Source organism: Stenotrophomonas sp. STEN021, assembly GCF_056760175.1.
Window position 1 is genome coordinate 1 of record NZ_JBRREH010000086.1, and the last position, 21,815, is coordinate 21,815.

At 64.8% G+C, this 21,815-nt stretch carries 23 protein-coding genes; 15 read left to right on the forward strand and 8 right to left on the reverse strand.

The features are described 5' to 3' along the window. Window positions 1–169 precede the first annotated feature (169 nt). Together ACVOL0_RS16440 and ACVOL0_RS16445 are read right to left on the reverse strand one after the other, a co-directional pair. Window positions 170–979, reverse strand: a complete 810-nt coding sequence (locus ACVOL0_RS16440; protein WP_481550002.1) for a DUF4377 domain-containing protein — start codon at window positions 977–979, stop codon at window positions 170–172. 84 nt (window positions 980–1,063) lie between these two features. Continuing rightward, window positions 1,064–1,858, reverse strand: coding sequence for an undecaprenyl-diphosphate phosphatase (locus ACVOL0_RS16445; protein ID WP_481550003.1), 795 nt, complete (start codon window positions 1,856–1,858; stop codon window positions 1,064–1,066). 211 nt (window positions 1,859–2,069) lie between these two features. On the opposite strand from ACVOL0_RS16445, the gene glnA reads away from it, so the two are divergent. The 3 genes from glnA (at window position 2,070) to ACVOL0_RS16460 (ending at window position 5,694) form a co-directional block, all read left to right on the forward strand. Next, window positions 2,070–3,479, forward strand: coding sequence for a type I glutamate--ammonia ligase (glnA, locus tag ACVOL0_RS16450; protein ID WP_481550004.1), 1,410 nt, complete (start codon window positions 2,070–2,072; stop codon window positions 3,477–3,479). A gap of 379 nt (window positions 3,480–3,858) precedes the next feature. Then, the gene (locus ACVOL0_RS16455) at window positions 3,859–4,197 is read left to right on the forward strand and encodes a P-II family nitrogen regulator (protein ID WP_481508674.1); all 339 of its coding nucleotides are present in this window, start codon (window positions 3,859–3,861) and stop codon (window positions 4,195–4,197) included. 90 nt (window positions 4,198–4,287) lie between these two features. Beyond that, on the forward strand, window positions 4,288–5,694 hold the full coding sequence (locus ACVOL0_RS16460) for an ammonium transporter (RefSeq protein WP_481550005.1): 1,407 nt from the start codon (window positions 4,288–4,290) through the stop codon (window positions 5,692–5,694). Between the two features lie 102 nt (window positions 5,695–5,796). Here the strand turns inward: ACVOL0_RS16460 and ACVOL0_RS16465 are convergent, their stop codons facing one another. Next, the gene (locus ACVOL0_RS16465; protein WP_481550006.1) at window positions 5,797–6,015 is read right to left on the reverse strand and encodes a DUF6500 family protein; all 219 of its coding nucleotides are present in this window, start codon (window positions 6,013–6,015) and stop codon (window positions 5,797–5,799) included. Between the two features lie 235 nt (window positions 6,016–6,250). On the opposite strand from ACVOL0_RS16465, the gene ACVOL0_RS16470 reads away from it, so the two are divergent. Genes ACVOL0_RS16470 through ACVOL0_RS16490 form a run of 5 tightly spaced genes read left to right on the forward strand, consistent with a single transcriptional unit; the run spans window position 6,251 to window position 10,806 of the window. Beyond that, the gene (locus ACVOL0_RS16470; RefSeq protein ID WP_481550007.1) at window positions 6,251–6,997 is read left to right on the forward strand and encodes an N-acetylmuramoyl-L-alanine amidase; all 747 of its coding nucleotides are present in this window, start codon (window positions 6,251–6,253) and stop codon (window positions 6,995–6,997) included. 28 nt (window positions 6,998–7,025) lie between these two features. Beyond that, a complete protein-coding gene (locus ACVOL0_RS16475; protein ID WP_481550008.1) occupies window positions 7,026–8,081 on the forward strand; it encodes a two-component system sensor histidine kinase NtrB in 1,056 nt (351 codons plus the stop codon). Continuing rightward, on the forward strand, window positions 8,074–9,519 hold the full coding sequence (ntrC, locus tag ACVOL0_RS16480) for a nitrogen regulation protein NR(I) (RefSeq protein ID WP_481550009.1): 1,446 nt from the start codon (window positions 8,074–8,076) through the stop codon (window positions 9,517–9,519). Before ACVOL0_RS16475 ends, ntrC begins: the two co-directional genes overlap by 8 nt. A 41-nt stretch (window positions 9,520–9,560) precedes the next feature. Continuing rightward, complete coding sequence (locus tag ACVOL0_RS16485; protein WP_481550010.1) at window positions 9,561–10,133, forward strand: superoxide dismutase family protein; 573 nt, start codon at window positions 9,561–9,563, stop codon at window positions 10,131–10,133. Window positions 10,134–10,191: 58 nt separating this feature from the next. Then, entirely contained in the window at window positions 10,192–10,806 is a 615-nt protein-coding gene (locus tag ACVOL0_RS16490) for a superoxide dismutase family protein (protein WP_481550011.1), read from the forward strand. Window positions 10,807–10,913: 107 nt separating this feature from the next. On the opposite strand, the gene ACVOL0_RS16495 is transcribed toward ACVOL0_RS16490, so the two are convergent. Then, complete coding sequence (locus ACVOL0_RS16495) at window positions 10,914–11,801, reverse strand: hypothetical protein (RefSeq protein WP_481550012.1); 888 nt, start codon at window positions 11,799–11,801, stop codon at window positions 10,914–10,916. A 90-nt stretch (window positions 11,802–11,891) separates the two neighbouring features. Between ACVOL0_RS16495 and ACVOL0_RS16500 the strand changes: the two genes are divergently transcribed. Both ACVOL0_RS16500 and ACVOL0_RS16505 read left to right on the forward strand, forming a co-directional pair. After that, a complete protein-coding gene (locus ACVOL0_RS16500) occupies window positions 11,892–13,187 on the forward strand; it encodes an acetyl-CoA C-acetyltransferase (RefSeq protein WP_481550013.1) in 1,296 nt (431 codons plus the stop codon). A 249-nt stretch (window positions 13,188–13,436) separates the two neighbouring features. After that, window positions 13,437–14,432, forward strand: coding sequence for a hypothetical protein (locus tag ACVOL0_RS16505; RefSeq protein ID WP_481550014.1), 996 nt, complete (start codon window positions 13,437–13,439; stop codon window positions 14,430–14,432). Between the two features lie 476 nt (window positions 14,433–14,908). Here the strand turns inward: ACVOL0_RS16505 and ACVOL0_RS16510 are convergent, their stop codons facing one another. The 4 genes from ACVOL0_RS16510 to ACVOL0_RS16525 all read right to left on the reverse strand — a co-directional run bounded on the left by ACVOL0_RS16510 (window position 14,909) and on the right by ACVOL0_RS16525 (window position 18,526). Further along, entirely contained in the window at window positions 14,909–15,346 is a 438-nt protein-coding gene (locus ACVOL0_RS16510; protein ID WP_481550015.1) for a hypothetical protein, read from the reverse strand. Between the two features lie 43 nt (window positions 15,347–15,389). Next, window positions 15,390–16,652, reverse strand: coding sequence for a heme biosynthesis HemY N-terminal domain-containing protein (locus ACVOL0_RS16515; RefSeq protein WP_481550016.1), 1,263 nt, complete (start codon window positions 16,650–16,652; stop codon window positions 15,390–15,392). Continuing rightward, entirely contained in the window at window positions 16,649–17,629 is a 981-nt protein-coding gene (locus ACVOL0_RS16520; protein ID WP_481550017.1) for a uroporphyrinogen-III C-methyltransferase, read from the reverse strand. Before ACVOL0_RS16520 ends, ACVOL0_RS16515 begins: the two co-directional genes overlap by 4 nt. 114 nt (window positions 17,630–17,743) lie before the next feature. Further along, window positions 17,744–18,526: a uroporphyrinogen-III synthase gene (locus ACVOL0_RS16525; RefSeq protein WP_481550018.1), complete on the reverse strand. Its 783-nt coding sequence runs from the start codon at window positions 18,524–18,526 to the stop codon at window positions 17,744–17,746. A gap of 42 nt (window positions 18,527–18,568) precedes the next feature. Here ACVOL0_RS16525 and ACVOL0_RS16530 point away from each other — a divergent pair, with 42 nt between their 5' ends. The 5 genes from ACVOL0_RS16530 (at window position 18,569) to ACVOL0_RS16550 (ending at window position 21,653) form a co-directional block, all read left to right on the forward strand. After that, on the forward strand, window positions 18,569–19,027 hold the full coding sequence (locus tag ACVOL0_RS16530; protein WP_481534662.1) for a YiiD C-terminal domain-containing protein: 459 nt from the start codon (window positions 18,569–18,571) through the stop codon (window positions 19,025–19,027). A 27-nt stretch (window positions 19,028–19,054) separates the two neighbouring features. Then, a complete protein-coding gene (locus ACVOL0_RS16535; RefSeq protein WP_481550019.1) occupies window positions 19,055–19,483 on the forward strand; it encodes a hypothetical protein in 429 nt (142 codons plus the stop codon). Between the two features lie 64 nt (window positions 19,484–19,547). Continuing rightward, entirely contained in the window at window positions 19,548–19,985 is a 438-nt protein-coding gene (locus ACVOL0_RS16540) for a rhodanese-like domain-containing protein (RefSeq protein ID WP_481550020.1), read from the forward strand. Window positions 19,986–20,089: 104 nt separating this feature from the next. Beyond that, complete coding sequence (gene secB, locus ACVOL0_RS16545) at window positions 20,090–20,605, forward strand: protein-export chaperone SecB (RefSeq protein WP_481508655.1); 516 nt, start codon at window positions 20,090–20,092, stop codon at window positions 20,603–20,605. Between the two features lie 19 nt (window positions 20,606–20,624). After that, complete coding sequence (locus ACVOL0_RS16550; RefSeq protein WP_481550021.1) at window positions 20,625–21,653, forward strand: NAD(P)H-dependent glycerol-3-phosphate dehydrogenase; 1,029 nt, start codon at window positions 20,625–20,627, stop codon at window positions 21,651–21,653. Window positions 21,654–21,815 lie beyond the last annotated feature (162 nt).

Sequence of the window (21,815 nt, forward strand, 5' to 3'; positions counted from 1 at the left end):
CGCGGGCCTCGCCCGTTAAACCTAAACACCCCCCGCCCCCAAATCCGGTCGGCCCGCGCCAGGCCCGGCCGGGGCCCCCCGGTAACCGCCCCCGCCCCCTTGGCCTCGGCTCTACAAAACAGCAAGGGCGCCTGACGGCGCCCTTGCTGTTTGCGTAAGCCCTTCGGGCTTACTTGGCCATTTCCGACATCACCACCATGTCCAGCACATAGGCCTGCGACGGTGCGTCAGCCGGCGGGTTCTTGATCTCGTAGCGCTTCAGGCGCAGCACGTTGCGCACGCCCGGCTCGTGGGTGTAACCCTCGATGTTGCCGTAGAAGTTGGTGAACTCACCGCGCTTGCCCTGTTCCAGGCCCTGCTCGTTGTACTTCACCTCACGCACCTGCAGGCAGGTGGCGTCCTTCATCAGCGGGTGCGGGCAGGGCTTGGTCTGCGGCCCCACTTCCATGAACACCGTCTCGCCCGGGCCGCCGTAGCGGGTTTCGGCGGTCGGCTCGGCGCGGAAGCTGAGCACGTCGCCATTGGCAGCGACCAGGGTCATTGCCGAGGCGTCCAGTGCACGCACGGTCAGCTTGCCCTGCAGGCGCTCGCTGATCAGGCCGTCAAGCGCCATCAGCGGGCCCTGGCAGGCCTTGTTGGTGGACATCAGGTTGCCGACGGTCATTGCACCGGCTTCCAGCGTGTAACCGCCGCCGATGTTGTTGCAGGCGTTGCTGACCGACAGGCGGTTGTCCTTGAAGTCCAGGGTCAGCGGCTTGTCCGCCTGTACGAACAGGCCGTCGATGCGCTTGCCGCTGGCATCCACGGCGTTGTCCAGCAGCCAGTGGTTTGCAGTCAGCTGGGTGGTGTCGAGGTTCGCGGCAGGAGCGGCGGTGCTGGTGTCGGGGGTGGCTGCGGTTTCGCTCTTGGTGCTGGCCGGCGGGTTGCTGCAGGCGGTCATGAGGGCGATGGGCAGTGCCAACAGAAGAATGCGCTTCATGGTGAACTCCTTGTGGTGCGTTGGAAAAGTCAGGACGTCAAACGGCCATGGCCGGATGGCGGGGTTGCACTTGCTACTGCACGTTCAGTTGCCAGCAGGCAAAAACAACAGCAGGCCGAAGCCCAATGCAATGCGGTATAGCGCGAAGCCGGTGAAGGGACGGCGTTTGATGTAGCTCAGCAGCCACTTCACCACGATGAAGCCGGTGATCGCCGCTGCCACGAAGGCTACGCCTACGTCGGTCCAGTTTTCGTTGCCCAGCTGGCCTTTCTTGAACATCTCCAGCAGGGCATAGCCGCTGGCCGCGAACATGGTGGGGACGCCGACCAGGAAAACGAACTCGGCGGCCGCGGAGCGGCGGGTCAGGCCCAGTAGCAGGGCCATGAAGATGGCCGCGGCCGAGCGCGAGGTGCCGGGAAACACGCCGGCCACGACCTGCGCCAGACCAACCGCCACGGCAACCTTCCAGGTCACGGTGTCGCTGTCGGGCAGGCGCCCGGCAAAGCGTTCGGCAATCAGCATCCAGACGCCGCCGATGACCAGTGCCCAGGCCACCGGGGTGACGGTTTCAGGCAGTTCCCAGCCAGCCAGGCGTACCGGCAGGCCGACCACGGCGGTGACCAGGAAGGCCACGCCCAGTTTCATCACGTAGTCGCGGTTTTCGCGCTGGTTCAGGCCGGTGGCCAGCGACCACAGCCGCTGCCGGAACGCCAGCACCACGGCCAGGATGGCACCGGCCTGGATGACGATGTTGAAGAAGTCCGAGCGTGCACCCAGCCAATGCTGGGCGATCAGCAGGTGGCCAGTGCTGGAAATCGGGAGGAATTCGGTGAGGCCTTCGAGGATGCCCAGCAGGAGGGCGGAGAGCAGGTCGGACATGGGTGCTTGAGTGGGAAAAGGCGGGCACAGCATAGAGCATTAAGTGTTATGCACCTGTATGGTGCATAACGCGAAATAAGCACCAAAATAGTGCTTTCAGCCACCGGGAGCACGTGTTCGATATCAATAAAAACAATGCGTTACGGTTCTTTGAAAGTTGGCACGTGATTTGCTTTGATACACGTACATCATCCATCCGAGGTTGCACCCGATGTCGCTGGAAAACGTTGAGAAGCTGATCAAGGACAACCAGATCGAGTTCATCGACCTGCGTTTCGTCGACATGCGTGGCATCGAGCAGCACGTGACCTTCCCGGTTTCGATCATCGAGCCGTCGTTGTTTGAAGAAGGCAAGATGTTCGATGGCAGCTCGATCGCCGGTTGGAAGGGCATTGCCGAGTCGGACATGGTGCTGCTGCCGGACGCCGACAGCGCCTACCTGGACCCGTTCTACGCAGATCCGACCCTGGTACTGATCTGTGACGTGCTCGACCCGGCCACCATGCAGGGTTACGGCCGCTGCCCGCGCGGCATCGCCAAGCGCGCCGAGTCCTACCTGAAGTCCTCCGGCATCGCCGACCTGGCGTTCTTCGGCCCGGAACCGGAATTCTTCATCTTCGATTCGGTGCAGTTCGCCAACGACATGGGCAACACCTTCTACAAGATCAATTCCGAAGAAGGTGCCTGGAACACCGGCAAGAGCTACGACGGCACCAACACCGGCTACCGTCCGACCGTGAAGGGCGGTTACTTCCCGGTGCCGCCGACCGACTCGCTGCACGATATCCGCGCCGAGATGTGCAAGGTGCTGGAAAAGGTCGGCATCGAAGTCGAAGTGCACCACCACGAAGTGGCCAATGCCGGCCAGTGCGAGATCGGTGCCAAGTTCAACACCCTGGTGACCAAGGCTGACGAACTGCAGCGCATGAAGCACGTCATCAAGAACGTCGCCCACCGCAACGGCAAGACCGTCACCTTCATGCCCAAGCCGCTGGTCGGCGACAACGGCAGCGGCATGCACGTGCATCAGTCGCTGGCCAAGGGCGGCAACAACCTGTTCTCCGGTGATGGCTACGGCGGCCTGAGCCAGATGGCGCTGTGGTACATCGGCGGCATCTTCAAGCACGCCCGTGCGATCAACGCCTTCGCCAACTCCGGCACCAACAGCTACAAGCGTCTGGTCCCGGGCTTCGAAGCACCGGTGATGCTGGCCTACTCGGCCCGTAACCGTTCGGCGTCGTGCCGCATTCCGTGGGTCTCCAACCCGAAGGCACGCCGCATCGAAATGCGTTTCCCGGATCCGATCCAGTCCGGCTACCTGACCTTCACCGCGTTGATGATGGCCGGCCTGGACGGCATCAAGAACCAGATCGACCCGGGCGCACCGAGCGACAAGGATCTGTACGACCTGCCGCCGGAAGAAGAGAAGCTGATCCCGCAGGTCTGTTCCTCGCTGGACCAGGCACTGGAAGCACTGGACAAGGATCGCGAGTTCCTCAAGGCCGGCGGCGTGATGAGCGACGACTTCATCGACGCTTACATTGCGTTGAAGATGAAGGAAGTCACCGCGTTCCGCGCAGCGACCCATCCGCTCGAATACCAGCTGTACTACGCAAGCTGAGTTCACCAGCTGATGTAACGGCGGCCATCGCACTGCGCTGGCCGCCGGCAACACCAGGTGTAGTTGCTGGCTGTTATTAGGCGGCGGTGGCGTGGACCCTCCCCCTCCCATCTGCGTCATCGCCGCCGCCTTTGTTGCTGGGGAGCACAAAGGTCATGCAGCAGCCAGCAACGCGCCTGCTCCGGGCAAGAGAATCCGAGCGTGCGGCATGGGCCATTCCTCCCTCCCGCGTGGTTGTAGCGGCCGGTAACACTGCCGGTGGCAACAACCAGGCCCATGATGCGTTCGGCGCAACAGCCAGCGGCCGTATAGCGGCCGGTGGAAGACACGATGCCGGCCCGCAGCCGCAGGCCGGTCTCCTCCACATCGGGACATGCGCATGAAATTAATCTCCGCGATCATCCGGCCATTCAAGCTCGACGAAGTGCGTGAAGCCCTGGGCGCCGCAGGCGTTTCCGGCATCACCGTCACCGAGGTCAAGGGCTTTGGGCGGCAGAAAGGCCACACCGAGTTGTACCGTGGCGCCGAATACGTCGTCGATTTCCTCCCCAAGATCCGCATTGAAACCGCCGTCACCGACGACAACGTCGATGCCGTGATCGAAGCCCTGCAGGGCGCTGCTGGCACCGGCAAGATCGGTGACGGCAAGATCTTCGTTACCGCGCTTGAACAAGTGGTGCGTATCCGCACCGGCGAAACAGGCGCCGACGCGCTTTAAGAACCCGCTACCGCCCCGTCCTCCGGCGGCAGCGACCGCCAGGTGACAACGGGTCGCTGGCAGGTTCCACCCCCACAACCGGAGTCGACAATGCGAACGGAATTTTTCACCGGGTTGAACGCCCGGCTCGGAGGCCTGTGCCTGTCTTTCATGCTCACCGCGATGCTGTTGGGCATGTTTTCCAGCAACGCATGGGCGCAGGAAACGCCAGTACAGCCCGCTACCGCAACGGAAGTTGCGGCAGCGGCCGCTGCTGCAGAAGCAGCAGTCGTGCCCAGTTTCGACAAGGGTGACGTGGCGTGGATGCTTACCGCCACCTTGCTGGTCCTGATGATGGTCGTACCCGGCCTTGCACTGTTCTATGGCGGGCTGGTGCGCGCCAAGAACGTGCTGTCGGTGCTCAGCCAGGTACTGGTGGTGTTCTCGCTGGTGCTGATCCTGTGGGTGGCCTACGGCTACAGCGCGGTGTTCAGTGCGGGCAACGAGTTCTTTGGATCTTTCACCCAGTTCGCCTTCCTCAAGGGTTTCACGCCGGACTCGGTGGGCAATACGCCGATCGCCGGCCTGCCGGACTTCCTGTTCGTCGCCTTCCAGTCGACCTTTGCCGGCATCACCACCGCGCTGATCGTCGGCGCCTTCGCCGAGCGCATCAAGTTCCGTGCGGTGCTGCTGTTCTCGGCACTGTGGTTCACCCTGAGCTACATCCCGATGGCGCACATCGTCTGGGGCGGTGGCTTCCTCGGCAAGCTGGGTGCGATCGATTTCGCTGGCGGCACCGTGGTGCACATCAACGCCGGTGTTGCCGGTCTGGTGGCAGCCTGGTTCGTCGGCAAGCGTCTGGGCTATGGCCAGACCGCTTTGAAGCCGCACAACCTGCCGTTGACCTGGATTGGCGCGATGCTGCTGTGGGTGGGTTGGTTCGGCTTCAATGCCGGTTCCGCGGCTGCTGCTGATACCGTCGCCTCGCTGGCCTTCATCAACACGGTGTTGGCGACTGCTGCAGCGGTACTGGGTTGGACGCTGGTGGAAGCCATCACCAAGGGCCATCCATCGGCATTGGGTGCGGCTTCCGGTGCGGTGGCTGGTCTTGTCGGCGTCACGCCAGCCTGCGGCACCGTCGGCCCGATGGGCGCCATCGTCATCGGCTTTGTCACCGGCATCATCTGCGTCTGGGGCGTGACTGGTCTGAAGCGTCTGTTGAAGGCGGACGACACCGCTGACGTATTCGGCGTGCACGGTGTCGGCGGCATCGTCGGTGCCATCCTGACCGGCGTGTTCAGTGCGCAGTCGCTGGGTGGCACCAAGGTCGATCTGGATATCGCCCACCAGGTATGGGTGCAGGCGCTCAGCGTCGGTTTCACCGTGTTGTGGTCGGCCGTTGTCACCGCCGTGATCCTGCTGGTGGTTCGTGCCTTGGTTGGCCTGCGCGTCAGCGAGGAAGCCGAGCGTACCGGCCTGGACGTCACCACCCATGGTGAGTCGGCCTACGAGGTCTAAGCTCTCAAAGCCCCTCTCCCTCCGGGAGAGGGGTTGGGGAGAGGGTAAGGCGAAGCGGCATCACCGTACGACCTGAACCACTCCGAAGAAACCTGCAGTGCGTCAGCCCTCAGCCAACACCAACGCCTTCACCTTCTCCGCCTTCTCGAAGTGATCCAGCCGATGGGTCGATATCCACCACGTAGCCGCCTCCATCAGTAGCTCCGGATCATCATTGCGATTGGCAAAAAACGCATAGAACGACAACCCCACCGTCGGTCCCTTCGCCGCGATCTTGGTATCGCACACAGCAACGATTTTCTGTTTCAGTGAATCACGCATTGCCTCTCCAACAAATCGCCGAACAACAAGTCTGCATAGCGTAGACACAACGGCCAGCCATCCCCAGCGGAAAGAGTTTTGAACATGCAGCGCATGTTCCGCACCGGCATCACGCCGGACTCCCCAACTCCCTGAGCAGGCCCTCCAATGCACGCATCCAATTCCGTCGCATCCGCCGGCAATGTCTCCAGCGCATGCCAGAACGCACTTGCAAAGCGGCGCGCGGCAACGTGCAATGCCGGACATGAAGACCAAACTGCTGCTGCCGCTCGCCCTGTTGGCCTGGCTGACTGCCTGCACCTCCGCCCCGGAGCGCAATCCACTGGCGCAGTGGGTGCCGTCGCCAAACTACAACGAACGCCAGCCGGTATTGATCGTGCTGCACCACACCGAGCAGGGCTCGGTGCAGGAAAGCCTGGACACACTGCGCACCGCCAACAGCGGTGGCCAGGTGAGCTCGCATTATCTGGTGGGCCGCGATGGTGACCTCTACCAGCTGGTGGCCGATGGCGAACGCGCCTGGCATGCCGGTGGCGGCCGCTGGGGTGGTTTCACCGACCTCAACTCGACCTCGATCGGCATCGAGATCGACAACAACGGCAGTAGCCCCTTCACCCAGCCGCAGATCGCTACCCTGCTGCGCCTGCTCGAAGACCTCTGCAGCCGCTACAACATCCCGCGCAGCCAGATCATCGGCCACGCCGACCTGGCTCCGACCCGCAAGGCCGATCCCAGCCGCTATTTCCCGTGGCAGCAACTGGCCGAAGCCGGTTTCGGCCTGTGGCCGGACCCGAAGCACGGCCCGGCACCGGCCGGCTTCGACAGCTGGATGGCGATGCAGGCCTTCGGCTATGCGCTGGACGACCGTGCCGCCGCGGCCCGCGCCTTCCATCGCCGCTTCCGTGGCAGCGATACGTTGCCGGCTGAACTCGACGTCGAAGACGCCCGCATCCTGCATTCCCTGCTGCAGCAGAAGCAGTGACGCGCTCGCTTTGCACTATATTGGTGCAATGACCGACGCCGATTTCTCGCCTTCGCCGGAATTGCTGGCCACGCCATTGGTCTGGAGCGGCGTGGACGGGCGTATCCAGGGGGCAAATCCCGCCTTCTGCCGCTGGCTGGGGGTGAGTGTGCGGCGCCTGCTCGGCCAGCCCTTGGTGTCGCTGGAAGCGCAGGGCGAGGTTCTGGCGCAGCGCCTGGCCACGCCTGCCACCGAGCTGACCCGCCTGCCACGCCTGACCTTGGCCTTGCCGGGTGAAACGCCGCGCTTTGCCGACGGCTGGCTGAGTTCGGTGGAGCAGGGGGGTTGGCTGCTGGAAGCGCACCCGGTGGATGAGTTCCAGGGTGCCGACCCGGCGCAGGTGCTGCCTGGCGCGTTCAGCGCGGCCTTGAAGGGCCTGGCGCATGAGCTGCGCAATCCGCTGGCCGGCCTGAAAGGTGCGGCACAACTGCTGGCCCGCCGCGCCACCGGCCGCGATGCCGACGAGCGCGAACTGATCGAACTGATCGGCGCCGAGATCGAGCGCCTGAATACCTTGCTGGAGCAACTGCTGTCGCCGGCCCCGCAGCGCCCGCATGCGCCGTTGAACATCCACGCAGCGCTGGAACGCGTGCTGCGTCTGGTTGAGAACGAAGCCGGTTGGTCGGTACGGCTGCTGCGTGATTACGATCCCAGCATCCCCGAGTTTCCCGGTGATGGCGACCGCCTCACCCAGGCCTTGTTGAATCTGGTTCGCAACGCCATCCAGGCCGGTGCTACCAGCGTCACCCTGCGTACCCGCGTCGAACATGGGCTGCGCATCGCCGAACAACCTTATGCGTTGGCCCTGCGCCTGGAAGTGGCCGACGACGGCCGTGGCGTTCCGGAAGAACTGGCCGAGCACCTGTTCCTGCCGTTGGTCAGCGGTCGCGCCGAAGGCACCGGGCTGGGTTTGGCGCTGGCCCAGCAGGTCGCCCGCGAACACCGCGGCACGCTGAGCTACCGTTCGCGGCCAGGCCATACCGTGTTCACCGTGCTGCTGCCGTTGCCCGCCGCCGAGGAAGCGCCGGAGGTGGGCGATGCATGAATCCACACAGGCCGCGACCGTCTGGGTAGTCGATGACGACCGCTCGGTGCGTTTCGTCTTGACCACCGCACTGCGCGATGCCGGTTACACGGTGCAGAGTTTCGACAGTGCCGCCGCCGCATTGACTGCGATGGCGCAGCAGCCGGCGCCGGATCTGCTGTTCACCGATGTGCGCATGCCCGGCGATGACGGGCTGGTGCTGCTGGACAAGCTCAAGACCGCGCATCCGCAGCTGCCGGTGATCGTGATGTCGGCCTATACCGATGTGGCGAGCACGGCCGGTGCTTTCCGCGGTGGCGCCCACGAGTTCCTGTCCAAACCCTTTGATCTGGACGATGCGGTGGAGCTGGCGCGACGCGCGCTGCCCGAAGCCGAGGAGCTGCCCGCGCCGGTAGCCGTGCCTGCGCCCGCCAAGAAAGAAGAAGGCCCGCCACAGCTGCTCGGCGATACGCCGGCCATGCGCGCGCTGTTCCGCGCCATTGGTCGTCTCGCACAGGCGCCCTTGTCGGTGTTGATCAATGGCGAAACCGGCACCGGCAAGGAACTGGTGGCGACCGCATTGCACCGCGAGTCACCGCGTGCCAAAGGTCCGTTCGTCGCACTCAATACCGCCGCGATCCCGGCCGAGCTGCTGGAAAGCGAACTGTTCGGCCACGAGGCCGGCGCCTTCACCGGCGCGACCAAGCGCCATATCGGCCGTTTCGAACAGGCCGATGGCGGCACTTTGTTCCTCGATGAAATCGGCGACATGCCGCTGGCCTTGCAGACCCGGCTGCTGCGCGTGCTGGCCGAAGGCGAGTTCTTCCGCGTTGGTGGCCGCGAACTGATCTGCGTCGATGTGCGGGTGGTCGCAGCCACCCATCAGGATCTGGAAACGCTGGTCGAACACGGCCGCTTCCGTGCTGATCTGCTGCACCGGCTGGACATGGTGCGCTTGTTGCTGCCGCCGCTGCGCGAGCGTCTTGGCGATGTGCCGCAACTGGCCGAGAACTTCCTGCTCAATGCCGCACGCCGCCTCGACATGCCACCCAAGCGCCTGTCCGTCGCAGCGGTAAAGGCATTGCGCGAACACAATTGGCCCGGCAACGTCCGCGAGCTGGAAAACGTCTGCTGGCGATTGGCGGCATTGGCGGTCGCCGATACCGTGTCGGCCGACGACGTCCAAGCGGCATTGAACCGTGGTGGCCGCGCCGCAGCAGGCACTGCAGTGGCGACTCCGGAACACTGGGACAGGGCATTGGCGGCGTGGGCTCGCCAGCGCCTGGCCGAGGGTGCCAAGGGCCTGCATGCCGAGGCACGCGAGCGTATGGATAACGTGCTGCTGGAAGTGGCGCTGGATTTCACCGAGGGTCACCGTGCCGATGCCGCCGCCCGGCTCGGACTCGGCCGTAACACCGTTACCCGCAAACTTGGGCCTGGGCGTCGTCGCGGTAGTTGAGCGCGGCACCGGCCTGTTCGTTCTGTTGCAAGGAGATATCGATGCGCATCCTGCTTCCTCTTACCGCCCTGGCCGCCACCGCGTTGCTCAGTGCCTGCGGCACCAGTCCGGGCACCAGGTCCGAACCACCGCCCGCGCCGATGGCTACGGTCAGTACCGCCAGGATGGCCGAGGCCAATCTGGCGCCGGCCTCGGCCAGTCTGGTCAGCGGTCGCCTGGCCTTGGTGCCGGAAGCCGGCGGCGTTCATATCACCGGCGTGATCGGTGGCCTGCAACGCGGTCAGCAGGCCGCCTTCCATGTGCATGAAAAGGGTGACTGCAGCGCGGTGGATGCGAGCAGTGCCGGTGGCCACTTCAATCCCGCCATGCAGCAGCACGGCCGCGCAGCCGCCGGTGCGCACCATGCCGGCGACATGGACAACCTGCAGGCCGATGCCAAAGGTGTGGCGCACGTGGACGTTCATCTTCGCGGCGTTACCCTCGGCGGTGGTGCTGCAAACGACGTCGCTGGGCGCGCACTGGTGGTACATGCGTCAGCCGACGATTACCGCAGCCAACCGGCCGGCAATGCCGGTGCGCGTGTTGCCTGCGCGGTGATCCGCGTGGTGCGCTGAGCGTGTCGCCAGGCACGCAGATAACGATTCGATCCAGACCAGCAAGGGAGTTACTCAGATGCGACTGATCCATACCAGCTTGTTCCTCGCCAGCGCCCTGGCGCTGACCGCCTGTAACAAGGGCGCAGAGCCCGATGCCGCGCCGGCGGATACCGTCACGCCAGCGGCGGCCACCACGCCGGCCGCCGACCCGGCTGCTCCGCCGGAAATGGCCAAGCCAATCGCCACTGCCCATCTGCAGCCGACCAAGGACAGCACCGTTGCAGGCACCATCAATTTCAGTCTGGTCGATGGCCAGCTGCGCGCCAGCGGTGACATCACCGGCCTGAAGCCGGACACCGAGCACGGCTTCCATATCCACGAAAAGGGTGATTGCAGCGCGCCGGACGGCACCAGCGCCGGCGGCCACTTCAACCCGGGCAACAGCGAGCACGGCAGCATCAGTGCGGCGATGCATCACGGTGGCGACATGCCCAACATCAAGTCCGACGCGCAGGGCAATGCGCACATTGACGGGCCGGTGGCAAGCAACGTCAACGTTGGTGTCGGCGATGGCTTCGACATCGTCGGTCGTGGCCTGATCGTCCATGCCGACCCGGACGACTACAAGACCCAGCCGACCGGCAATGCAGGTGCACGCCTGGCCTGTGCGGTGATCACCAAGGTGCAGTGACTTTCTCCCTCCCCTGCGCGTTGCGCAAGGGAGGGGGCAGTGCATGCAGTACTGCGGGTACAGAAAAGGCCGCTTGCGCGGCCTTTTCTGCACTCACCAGCGCGTACTCAATGCGCCAGCAGGGCCTTCGCATCCTGTCCGGCATTCACGTGCACGTACAGCACGTCGATGCCATGCGCTTCCAACACCGCGGCCATCTGCCGCTGGCGCATCATGTACTGCTCGTACACGCGCTGCAGGCGGTCGCAGTCGTTCTTGTCCTGCGCGTAATGCGCACACCAACCCGCCGGATCGAACAAGGCCATCCGCACTTCGCCGCCGACGTAACGCAGCAACGGTTCGGGTGAGGCGTCCAGCCATTGTTCTTCGTTGGGCGCGAACATCGCCGTCTCCAGTATCGGCCACAAGTCCGCCAGGCCCTGGTTGTCGTACTGCATGGCCATCATCGCGGCCAGGTCGTTGACGGTGAAATAGCGCGCATGTTCGATCTGCGCGGCGAAACTGTTCTGTGCCAGCAGTGCGGTGTCCGGCTGTGCCATGCCATTGGCCAGCAGCACTTCTTCCAGCGCATCACGCACCTCATGGCGCACCCCCGCTTCGCCGCCAGCCAGCACGAACGGCAGCAGCCGCAGCGCACCGCCGGTCAGCGCAGGATCGGCCTGCAGCGGCAGCGGGATCTCGCCATTGGCATCGGCACCAAACGCCAGCAGGCGAGCACCATGATTGCGGCCGGGGGCACGCATCTGCAGCTCTTCCAGGCGCCGATGAATGGGCAGGCCGGGGCGCAGCACTTCGGCCGGGTCGAAATGCGCGGCGGCGAACACCAGGTCCAGTTCGCTGACCTGCGGGACCAGCTTGGTCAGGTCACGGCCGATCAGCGCTGCCAGTTCGCCAGCCTGCTCGGAGCCCAGGGCTGCCTTGCCGGGCTGCTCGCCGCCAGCCAGTTCCAGTGCCACTACGCCAAGGGCGTTCACGTCGGGGTTTGAATTGCTCATGATTCGCGGTTGGCCCATCACGGCCTCGAAGCTACACTCAACACCATTATGCCTGCTATCGCGTGCAGGCCACTTTGAACACTCTTTCCCATGTCAGGTACCCGCATGCCCAGCGCTCGACCCGTCGCCATCCTCGGTGGTGTCCGCATTCCGTTCTGCCGTCAGAACACCGCTTATTCGGACGTTGGCAATCTCGGCATGTCGGTCCGTACGCTTGGGGCGCTTGTTGAACGGTTTGGCCTGCATGGCCAGCAGTTGGGCGAAGTGGCGATGGGCGCGGTGATCAAGCATCCCAGCGACTGGAACCTCGGCCGCGAGGCTGCACTGTCGTCCGGGCTGTCGCCGCTGACCCCGGGCATCACCCTGCAGCGCGCCTGCGGCACCTCGCTGGACAGCATCATCACCGTCGCCAACAAGATCGCCCTGGGGCAGATCGAGTCCGGCATCGGCGGCGGTTCGGACACCACCTCCGACGTGCCGATCGTCTACGGCAAGAAGCTGCGCGCGCGCCTGCTGGCCGCCAACCGTGCCAAGAGTACCGGCGACAAGATCCGCACCCTGCTCAAGGGCTTCAAATTCTCCGAGCTCAAGCCCGAGTTCCCCGGCGTGGCCGAGCCGCGCACCGGCAAAAGCATGGGCGACCACTGCGAGGACATGGCCAAGGAATGGAACATCTCGCGTGAAGCGCAGGACGAATGGGCGGTGTCCTCGCACAAGAAGCTGGCTGCCGCCTACGAGCGCGGTTTCTTCAGCGACCTGATCGCGCCGTTCCGCGGCGTCGAGCGCGACAACATCCTGCGCCCGGATACTTCGCTGGAAAAGCTGGCGACCTTGAAGCCGGCCTTCGACAAGGTGTCTGGCCGTGGCACCCTGACCGCCGCCAATTCCACGCCGCTGACCGATGGCGCCGCTGCGGTGCTGTTGGCCAGCGAAGAGTGGGCACGCGCACACGGCCACGAGCCGCTGGCGTATCTGCGTGATTCGCAGGTTTCGGCGGTGGACTTCGTGCATGGCGAAGGCCTGCTGATGGCACCGACCATTGCCGTGCCGGAAATGCTCAAGCGCAATGGCCTGACCCTGCAGGATTTCGATATCTACGAAATCCATGAAGCCTTCGCCGCGCAGGTGCTGTGCACGCTGAGCGCCTGGGAAAGCGAGGACTACTGCCGCAACCGCCTGGGCCTGGATGCAGCGCTGGGCCGCATCGACCCGGCCAAGATCAACCCACTGGGGTCGTCGCTGGCCACCGGCCACCCGTTCGCCGCCACCGGCGCCCGCATCATCGGCACCGTGGCCAAGGAGCTGGCTGCTCGCGGCGGCGGTCGTGCACTGGTATCGATCTGCACCGCCGGCGGCATGGGCGTGGTCGCCATCGTCGAGCGCTGATGCGCCGTTTGTAGTGCCGAGCCATGCTCGGCAGAGGCCTTACCGGTGATGCCCCCTGCCGACCATCGGTCGGCACTACGGCGTGATCGCCATTGTTGAGCGCTGATGCAGTTGATGTAGTGCCGAGCCATGCTCGGCAGAGGCATTCCCGGTGATGCCCCTTGCCGACCATGGGGCGGCACTACAGGGCCCTTGCAGGGCCCGGCCTGGCACCCCTATTGTCTGCTCACCAAAGGACGGGGGTAGGGCATGAAGCGCATCGCGATTGGTTTGGCCGTGCTGTTGTCAGGTGTGGCGGCGCCTGTCGCTGCCATGACCTTCATGAAAGTGGAGCACGTCTGCCCGATCGGCGGTGAGCGCTTCAGTGCGCAGGAAGTGGGTTCGGGCACGGCGTTCGGCCACTTCCTCGATGGCCGCCTGCATGGCGCCATCCAATCGCCATGGCCGCTGGTGTCCTGCCCGGGCAACGGCTTTGTCATCTACAAGGACGACTACAGCGCCGACGAGATCAAGCGCCTGACGGCCGTGGTCGATAGCGACGAGTACCAACGCATGCGTGGTGCTGAAACCAGCTACTGGTTGCTGGCGCGCTTGTTCGAAGCGGTCGATGCGCCGCTGAAGGACCGTGCCGGGGTGCTGCAAAGCGCGACCTGGCAGGCATCACCCGAACAATACCCGCGTTATGTGCAAGCGGCATCGGCGGCAGCTGCACAGCAATGCCCGGATGCACGCGTCGCTGCCGAACGCGATGAGCCCTGGCTGTACTGCCAGATGCTGTTGGGCGAATGGGAGCGCAGGTTGTCGCGCTTCGATGCCGCGCGCACGCGTTTCGAGCGCCTGCAGCCGCTGCCAGAGCGTGCGGTGCCTGGACAGGATCGCGAACGCGCGCGTCGCCAATACGTCGCCGAAATCGCACAGCAGCTGCAACTGATCGCCGACAACAACCCAATGAATACCATGGCGGTGGATGCGAATGCACCGCCGGCCAAAGAGGCTGCAGAGGGGGCAACTGCACGCATTGGCGGCACCCCTGACAATTCGCAAGAGGCAGCGCAGGCGGCAGCAGATACCGCTGCAACGGCGGCCGATGCGTCAGCCGAAGCGGCAGCATATGCGGCAGATGCTGCTGCAGATGCCGCCTATACCGGTGGAATGACCACGGATGCCGCTGCTGCTGCAGCGGCCGCTGCGGAAGCAGCTGCAGCCGCTGCAGCTGACGCCGAGTCGACATCGACCAAGCGCTGAGTGGTGTTGTTCTGCAGGCTGCCCAGCGGCGGGCCTTCCCCATGTGATGCCAAGGACGCAGGTGCGGTCGCCCTGGAGGCAGCCTGTTCGAGTCTCACAGGAGACGTAACGAATGGACGAGTTCAACCCGTATGCTGCGCCGGAGGGATTGCCGCCACCGCTTGCCAACACCAGCCCGGACAACGGCACCTGCTGACTCGATGGAGATCAGCTGTTGGCCTTGCCGCATAGCGATCTGCCGCGCTACTGCGTCAAATGTGGCAAGCCGGCGCTGGAGTACCGCCAGCGCATGTTCTACTGGCATTCACCGTGGATGTATCTGCTGATCCTGCTGCACTTTCTGGTCTATCAGATTGCCGCACTCGCGGTGCGCAACGTCGGCCTGTGTTCGGCGCGTCACCAGCGGCGGCTGATAGTTCGGCAGCGGCCAACGAACCCCGGGCAAGCGCGATGCGCCCGGGTGTTGCAGTACCAGCTCAGTTCCCGTCGGCCACCTGCGTGTGATCCAGCAGGAACTGGCTGATGGCCTGGCGCAGTGGCAGGTCATCGGTACGCTGCGCCAATGCATCTGCGCGCAGTGCGTGTTCGTGGGCCGCGGCAACATCGCCCAGGTTGGAATGACGTTCGGCCAACGCCAGGTGGATCGAAGCTTCATAGCTGATCGCCTGCGCTGCGCTGGCAAGCATCAAGGCGTGGCTGTAGTGCGCGATGGCGAGATGATCATCGCCGGTGAAGTCGGCCAGCGTTTCCCACAGGAATGGATGATCACGGCCCGCCGCAGCGATTGAATCGCAGTAAGCGTGCAGCTGCGCATACAGCGAAGCACTGGTGTCTTCCTCGCCCTCTTCACAGGCGTTGAGGATGGCATCGGTCAGCTCGACCACGCGCGCATGGATATCCGGGGGTATGTTCATTGTGGCTCGTTGCGGAAAACGTTGAAGGTGTGCCAGCAGGTGCTCAGCCCGGCAAACGCGGGAAGCCATGTGCATCGCGTTCTTCGGCCACGGCCTGATCCTGGATCTGCTGCTGCAGGGTGCGGCGTTGGATCGGCTGCGGCGTTTCGCCGCGGCGCTGGCGCACCGCATTGAGCAGGCATTGACTGGCCAGCGCTTGCTCGTCCTGTGCGGCAAACACCTCGCCCAAGGCTTCCCAGGCATCCGCGCCGGCATCCTGGGCGATGGCCCGGTGCAGGAATTCCTCGGCTTGCGACCATTGGCCCTGGCCAGCGGCCAGGCGCGCCAAGCCCAGCAGCAGGGCAGGACTGTTGGGGTGCGCCTGCAGCCAGCGTTGGGCGCTTGCCCGGCGCGAATCGAATTTCTCCACCGGCAGCTGCGTGTACAGGCTGACCAGTGCTTCGTCCCAGTGGCTGTCGAGGGTCTGCTCGATGCTGCGCAGGGCGACGTCGGTCCAGTTCAGTGCCACCGCGCGCTGTGCATAGCGCGCCACCGCCTGCGGGCTGACGCGGAGCGACTTGGGTAGCACCTCCCAGCGAGCAGCCAGTGTATTGACGTCGCTGGCTTCGTCGAGCATCTGCAGGGCGAGCGTGGTTTCCAGTCCGGCAACGGCGCTCGGTGGCAGTACCTGCTGCTGGCGTAATGCACCCAATTGGCCGTACGCCTCCTCGGCGCGACCGGCGCGTTGCAAGGCCTCGGTACGCAGCCACAGGCCGCGTGGCGGCAGCGGTTGCAGGGTCGGCAGGTCCAGCGCGTTGATCGCTTCCAGTGGCTTGTCCAGCTGCAGCCAGCGCTCGGCGCTGTGCAGGGCGTGCAGGTGTGGGTCGGCTTCGGCCAGTTGCTGCAGGTGCTGGCCGGCGCTGCTGTTGTCCTCGCGTGCCTCGGCCGCACGCATCGCGGCAACCAGGGCGATCGGACGTACGGCTTTCTCGGTTGCGGCGCTCTGCAGCAGTTTTTCGGCGCGCTGCCATTGGCCGTTGTCCAATGCCTGCAGGCCATCGATCAGGCGCGCGCGGCCCTGCTTGCGGCGATGCCGTGCCCAGGCCCGGAACGGGGTGCTGATCAGCGACCACAGCAGCCATACCAGCAAGGCGGCGATCAGCACCGCCAAGGCGGCCTGCGGCAAGGTGGCGATGTAGTCATGGTCGCCGGCACGGACAATCACTTCGCCCAGGGCGCGCACCGAGTCCTGACCCAGCCATTGCGCGCCAAAGATGCCGATGGCAGCGACGACCAATACCAGCAGCAGCGAACGGAAAGCCTTCATGGTGCGTCCTTGGCGGCGCGCGTGCTGCGCAGTTGCTGCAGGGTGCTGCCGAGTTCCGGCAGATTGGGGCGCAGTTCCACGCTGCGCATCTCGCGCAGTTCACGGCGGCGCAGCTGGCGCTGCGGTGAATCCGGCCACAGCCGCTGCAGCCAGCCGTCTACACGGTCCAATGCCTGCTGCCAGGCCTTGTCATCGCCACGTTCGAGGGCGGCGCGGGCCAGGCTGAGCTCGATCTGCAGTGAGTCGTTGGCGGCGATGCGTTCGGAGCGGGCAACCAGGACCTTGCCGTCGGCCGGACGGATCTGCACCAGTGGTGACAGCACCTGTTGCCACCATGGCTGCTGGGTGTCGGCTGGCAGCTGCAGGTGTTCGGGCAGACGCTCCAGTTCAGCGGACCACTGTTCAAGCTGGACAGCGGTGAGGGCGCGTACGCCTGGGCCCAATGCATCCAGCGCATTGCGTTCCTGGATCAATGCCTGGCGCAGATTGAGGTAGTCCGGGCTGTCGATGCCTTCCAGTGCGTTGGCAGCCAATGCGTACAGACGCCGCGCACCGTCCAGGTCGCCGGCAAAGGTCAGCCGTTGCTGGGCCTGGTTGAGTAGCAACTCGGCCTCTTCGCGGCGTACGGCCTGCGCGCCCTGGCGCGAGCTGTCGGCCAACTGGGCGAAATTTTCTTCCAGCAGCGCGTTGCGCTGGCTCAGCCCCAGCACTTCATCGCGCAGCACGCGGTTGGTGGCGGCGGCGTCCTGGATGCTGCGGGCATTGGCGCGCTGGTCACGGCGCAGGGCTTCCAGCCCCTGCTGCATGGCGGTCAGTTGCTGGGTTGCGCTGTCGCGGGCCAGATCGGCCTGTAGCTGGCGGGTCTGCCAGCTGTGCCAGCCAAACCAGCCGCCAGCGCCCAATGCGGCGATGGCGATCAGCGGCAGGAGCCAGCGCAGGGGCCGGCGCGGTTGAGCGGGTGCGACGTCTTCATTCATCGGGGGGCAACATCCTTGGCGGGCGTGGCCACGACACAAGGGTGACCACGCTGTTGGTGCAGGCAAAGCATCGCCCGCGCGCTGCATGCCTGCAAGTCGCCTTTGCGTGTGTGCTCAGCCTGCGGCGGGGAAAAGTGCGGCGTGGGCGGCGCTGGCCAATTGCCCAGGCAAGGGCCCAGCAGCCAGGCTGATGTTGCGGAAACCATGTTCGCGGGCAAGCTCGGCCAGCCGCGCGCTGGCGGCAACCGCCGTGGCCTGTTGCCACTGCTCCAGCAGATCAGGTGGCAGATACGGCAGCACCGTCTGCAACGCTTCGCCACTGCTGATGGCCACCACATAAGGCGTCGGCAGCGCCTGCAAGCGGGCAATGGTGGCTTTGCTGACCGCTAGCGGCACGCGTTCGTAGACATCGATACGGTGCAGGGTGGCACCGCGCTCGCGCACCTGGGCGGCAATCACGCCGCGGCCACCGGGAGCGGTGACCAGGGCCACGCGCAGGCCGTGCAGCTGCTGCATGGCGGGCAGGGCCAGCAGGCCTTCACTGTCCATCCGGGTTGGCGCCTGCACATTGGTCGCGCCACGGCGGCGCAAGGCGCGGGCGGTGCCTTCGCCAACAGCAATCAGGCTGCCTGCGCGAAGCTCGGCCAACGGCAACAGCCGCGCAGCGGCTTCGGCGGCGGCAGGACTGGTGAATACCAGCCGGTCGTACTCGCGGGCTGCGTTCAGCTGTTCGCGCGTGGCCTCATCGGTGCGCATCTGCAGCCGCCAAGGTGACAACGCCAGCGTACGTGCACCCAAACGCGCAGCTGCACTGCGCAAGGTGTCGTGCTGCCCTTGTGGACGCATCGAGATGAGATGCCAGACCGTGTCGGCTGGCACATAGGCGGGGCGGTTCATTCCATGCATTATGCGGGCGCTTTCCGTTTTGCGTGCGCGTCCATGTCTGAACATTTTGATGACCCCGTGTTGCTGGAAAACCTTCAGCGCACTCTCACGGCAATGCCACCGGTTGCGGCGATGGGCATCCACATTGCCGGCTATGACAATGGTGTGCTGCGCATGCAGGCGCCGCTGGACGTCAACATCAACGACAAGGGCAATGCCTTCGGCGGCAGTCTGGCTTCGGTAATGACCCTGTCGGGCTGGGCGCTGGTGAGCATGCGCCTGGGCTTGGCTGGCAAGCAGGCCGAGGTCTATGTGGCCGACAGCAACATCCGCTACCGTGCGCCGGTTTATGGCGACCTGCTGGCGACCGCGCGATTGGCCCCGGACCAGGACTGGGATGAATTCCTGACCACGTTCAGCAAGCGCGGCCGCGCGCGGGTGACGGTACGGTCGGCGATCGAAGGTGGCGCGGCTGAGTTCGAAGGGCGCTTCGTTGCCCTCGGCAAAGGCTAAGATCGGCCATCACCGAGGGGAGCCTGCATGTACCGAAATCTGTTCAAGTCCGCGCTTGTCGCGCTGTTGCTGGCAGCCGGTACCGTCCAGGCGGAGGGCCCCAGCCGTGCTCAGCGCAGCAAGCTTGAGCCGACCAAGAACGCCTATGTAGCAGCGGTACGCTGGGGTGATTTCGACACGGCCGAAGGCTTTATTGATCCTTTGTACCTGCAGCAGCACCCGCTTACCGACCTGCAGCGCGAGCGCTATCGGCAGATCCAAGTGTCCAGCTACCGCGAACGTTCGGCCGGTGCCGGTGCCGATGGCAGCATCGAGCGGCGTGTCGAAATGGGCGTGATCAACCGCAATACCCAGGCCGAACGTCTGGTCATGGTGAATGAGCGCTGGCGTTGGGACCCGGAAGCCAAGCGCTGGTGGCAGGCCGCCGGTTTGCCGGATCTTTGGCAGGGACAATGAGGCATTGGCTGCATTTTCACCGGCTGTGCGACAATCCCTGCCCGCTTATCGACCCGTGACCTGAGTGAATTACGAAGAGTTGCTGGCCTTCGCCGGCCGAAATCCGATGTTGTCGCTGGCCCTGGTTGGCCTGACGGTGGCCATCATTGCCACCGAGGTCGCCCGCCTGTTCCGCGGCTATAAATCGCTCAAGCCGTCCGAATTGACCCATATGATCAATGCCGGCGGTGCGACCGTGATCGATCTGTCGGCTGCGGCCGACTTCGAGAAGGGCCATATTGCCGGCAGCCGCAATGTGCAGCCGGCGCAGTTGACCCCCGCGCACAAGCTGCTGGTCAACGCCAAGCAGAGCCCGGTGGTACTGCTGTGCCGTACCGGCAATGCCTCGGCAACAGCAGCCAAAACGCTGAAAAAAGCCGGTTATGAGCAGGTTTATGTGCTCGACGGCGGTTTGCCGGCATGGCAGGCGGCAGATCTGCTGTTGGTCAAAGGCCGCAACTGAGTCAGCAAATTTTCAGCAAGGGCTTGTGTAGGGGGGCAGCCGCCCCCATCGCTGGTCTTGTACCAATCCCATTCAATGAACAATCTGTTCTGGAGTCTTGAGCAATGTCCGAAGAGAACACCAACGGCGTAGTCCCGGCCGACGAATCCGCCAACGGCCCGGCTTTCACCATCGAGAAGATCTACGTCAAGGACGTTTCGTTCGAGTCGCCGAACTCCCCGGTCATCTTCAACGAGAACGTGCAGCCGGATCTGCAGCTGAACCTGAACCAGAAGGTGCAGCGCCTGTCCGACACCGCTTTCGAAGTGGTGCTGGGCGTGACCCTGACCTGCAAGGCCGGCGACAAGACCGCCTATGTGGCCGAAGTGGAGCAGGCTGGCGTGTTCGGCCTGATCGGTCTGGAGCCGCAGGCAATCGACGTGCTGCTCGGCACCCAGTGCCCGAACATCCTGTTCCCGTACGTGCGTTCGATGGTGTCGGACCTGATCCAGGCTGGCGGCTTCCCGCCGTTCTACCTGCAGCCGATCAACTTTGAAGGCCTGTACGCCGAAACCCTGCGTCAGCGTCAGCAGCAGGGTGAGCCGTCGCTGGCCGACTCCGAGCCGGCTGGCAACGCCTGATCGGCGTCTGCGTTTCTGTATGAGTACGAACGACGCAGAAAAGATCGCCGTTGTCGGCGCGGGCTCCTGGGGCACCGCGCTGGCCACACTGTTGGCCAGGCACGGTCATACGACCGTGCTGTGGGGACGTGATGCAGCGGTAATCGAGGCGATTGATCAGCGTCATGAGAATCCCCGGTATTTGCCGGGGATTCCCTTGCCAGAATCTTTGCGCGCCAGCACCGACCTGGCTGCCACCGTTGCCGGGGCAGACTGGATCCTGGTGGTGGTGCCTTCGCATGCCTTTGCCGAAACCGTGCGCGCGCTGGCGCCACTGCGGCCGGCCGGGGCAGGCGTGGCCTGGGCAACCAAGGGCTTCGAGCCCGGCTCAGGCCGTTTCCTGCATGAAGTAGCGCGTGAAGTGCTGGGCCCGGACGTGCCGTTGGCCGTCGTCACCGGCCCGTCCTTCGCCAAGGAAGTCACCCTGGGCCTGCCCACCGCCATCACCGTCCACGGTGATGACGAGGCGTTCGCCCAACAGGTGGCCGACGCCATGCACGGCCCGGCGTTCCGCGCCTATACCGGTGACGACATGGTCGGTGCCGAGCTGGGCGGGGCGATGAAGAATGTATTGGCAGTGGCAACCGGCGTGGCCGACGGCATGCAGCTGGGCCTCAACGCCCGTGCTGGCCTGATCACCCGCGGCCTCAACGAAATGCTGCGACTGGCGGCTGCCATTGGTGGCAAACCGGAAACCCTGATGGGTCTGGCCGGCCTCGGCGATCTGGTCCTGACCAGTACCGGCGATCTGTCACGTAATCGGCGCCTGGGCCTGGCACTCGGCCGCGGCCAGAGCCTGCCCGATGCAGTGAAGGAAATCGGCCAGGTGGTGGAATCGGTGCAGACCGCTGATGAAGTCATGCGTCAGGCCGACCGCCACGGCATCGATCTGCCGATCTCCAAGGCAGTGCAGTCGGTACTGCATGGCGAACTGAGCCCCTCCGAAGGCCTGCAGCAGCTGCTGGCCCGTGAGCAGAAGCCGGAGTACCCGGACACGCTGTTCAAGTAAGGACGCGCGAAGATCAAAGAAAAAGCCCGGCTATGCCGGGCTTTTTTGTTTTTTGTAGTGGGGGGGCCCCCCCAGGGGGGGGGGGGGGGAGGGGGGCCCAACCCCCGCACGGGGGGGGCGCAACCCCCCCCCCCCAGGGGGGGCAGCAGGGGGGGGGTGGGG

Bases quoted from the DNA above. Each gene is read 5' to 3' on its own strand.
- ACVOL0_RS16525 (WP_481550018.1), bottom strand. From the start codon at position 18,526: ATGAACCGCCCCGCCTATGTGCCAGCCGACACGGTCTGGCATCTCATC.
- ACVOL0_RS16460 (WP_481550005.1), top strand. From the start codon at position 4,288: ATGCGAACGGAATTTTTCACCGGGTTGAACGCCCGGCTCGGAGGCCTG.
- ACVOL0_RS16530 (WP_481534662.1), top strand. From the start codon at position 18,569: ATGTCTGAACATTTTGATGACCCCGTGTTGCTGGAAAACCTTCAGCGC.
- ACVOL0_RS16500 (WP_481550013.1), top strand. From the start codon at position 11,892: ATGTCAGGTACCCGCATGCCCAGCGCTCGACCCGTCGCCATCCTCGGT.
- ACVOL0_RS16490 (WP_481550011.1), top strand. From the start codon at position 10,192: ATGCGACTGATCCATACCAGCTTGTTCCTCGCCAGCGCCCTGGCGCTG.
- ACVOL0_RS16455 (WP_481508674.1), top strand. From the start codon at position 3,859: ATGAAATTAATCTCCGCGATCATCCGGCCATTCAAGCTCGACGAAGTG.
- ACVOL0_RS16445 (WP_481550003.1), bottom strand. From the start codon at position 1,858: ATGTCCGACCTGCTCTCCGCCCTCCTGCTGGGCATCCTCGAAGGCCTC.
- ACVOL0_RS16505 (WP_481550014.1), top strand. From the start codon at position 13,437: ATGAAGCGCATCGCGATTGGTTTGGCCGTGCTGTTGTCAGGTGTGGCG.
- ACVOL0_RS16515 (WP_481550016.1), bottom strand. From the start codon at position 16,652: ATGAAGGCTTTCCGTTCGCTGCTGCTGGTATTGGTCGTCGCTGCCATC.
- ACVOL0_RS16535 (WP_481550019.1), top strand. From the start codon at position 19,055: ATGTACCGAAATCTGTTCAAGTCCGCGCTTGTCGCGCTGTTGCTGGCA.
- glnA (WP_481550004.1), top strand. From the start codon at position 2,070: ATGTCGCTGGAAAACGTTGAGAAGCTGATCAAGGACAACCAGATCGAG.
- ACVOL0_RS16440 (WP_481550002.1), bottom strand. From the start codon at position 979: ATGAAGCGCATTCTTCTGTTGGCACTGCCCATCGCCCTCATGACCGCC.
- ACVOL0_RS16470 (WP_481550007.1), top strand. From the start codon at position 6,251: ATGCCGGACATGAAGACCAAACTGCTGCTGCCGCTCGCCCTGTTGGCC.
- ntrC (WP_481550009.1), top strand. From the start codon at position 8,074: ATGCATGAATCCACACAGGCCGCGACCGTCTGGGTAGTCGATGACGAC.
- ACVOL0_RS16520 (WP_481550017.1), bottom strand. From the start codon at position 17,629: ATGAATGAAGACGTCGCACCCGCTCAACCGCGCCGGCCCCTGCGCTGG.
- ACVOL0_RS16465 (WP_481550006.1), bottom strand. From the start codon at position 6,015: ATGCGTGATTCACTGAAACAGAAAATCGTTGCTGTGTGCGATACCAAG.
- ACVOL0_RS16550 (WP_481550021.1), top strand. From the start codon at position 20,625: ATGAGTACGAACGACGCAGAAAAGATCGCCGTTGTCGGCGCGGGCTCC.
- ACVOL0_RS16475 (WP_481550008.1), top strand. From the start codon at position 7,026: ATGACCGACGCCGATTTCTCGCCTTCGCCGGAATTGCTGGCCACGCCA.
- secB (WP_481508655.1), top strand. From the start codon at position 20,090: ATGTCCGAAGAGAACACCAACGGCGTAGTCCCGGCCGACGAATCCGCC.
- ACVOL0_RS16495 (WP_481550012.1), bottom strand. From the start codon at position 11,801: ATGAGCAATTCAAACCCCGACGTGAACGCCCTTGGCGTAGTGGCACTG.
- ACVOL0_RS16510 (WP_481550015.1), bottom strand. From the start codon at position 15,346: ATGAACATACCCCCGGATATCCATGCGCGCGTGGTCGAGCTGACCGAT.
- ACVOL0_RS16485 (WP_481550010.1), top strand. From the start codon at position 9,561: ATGCGCATCCTGCTTCCTCTTACCGCCCTGGCCGCCACCGCGTTGCTC.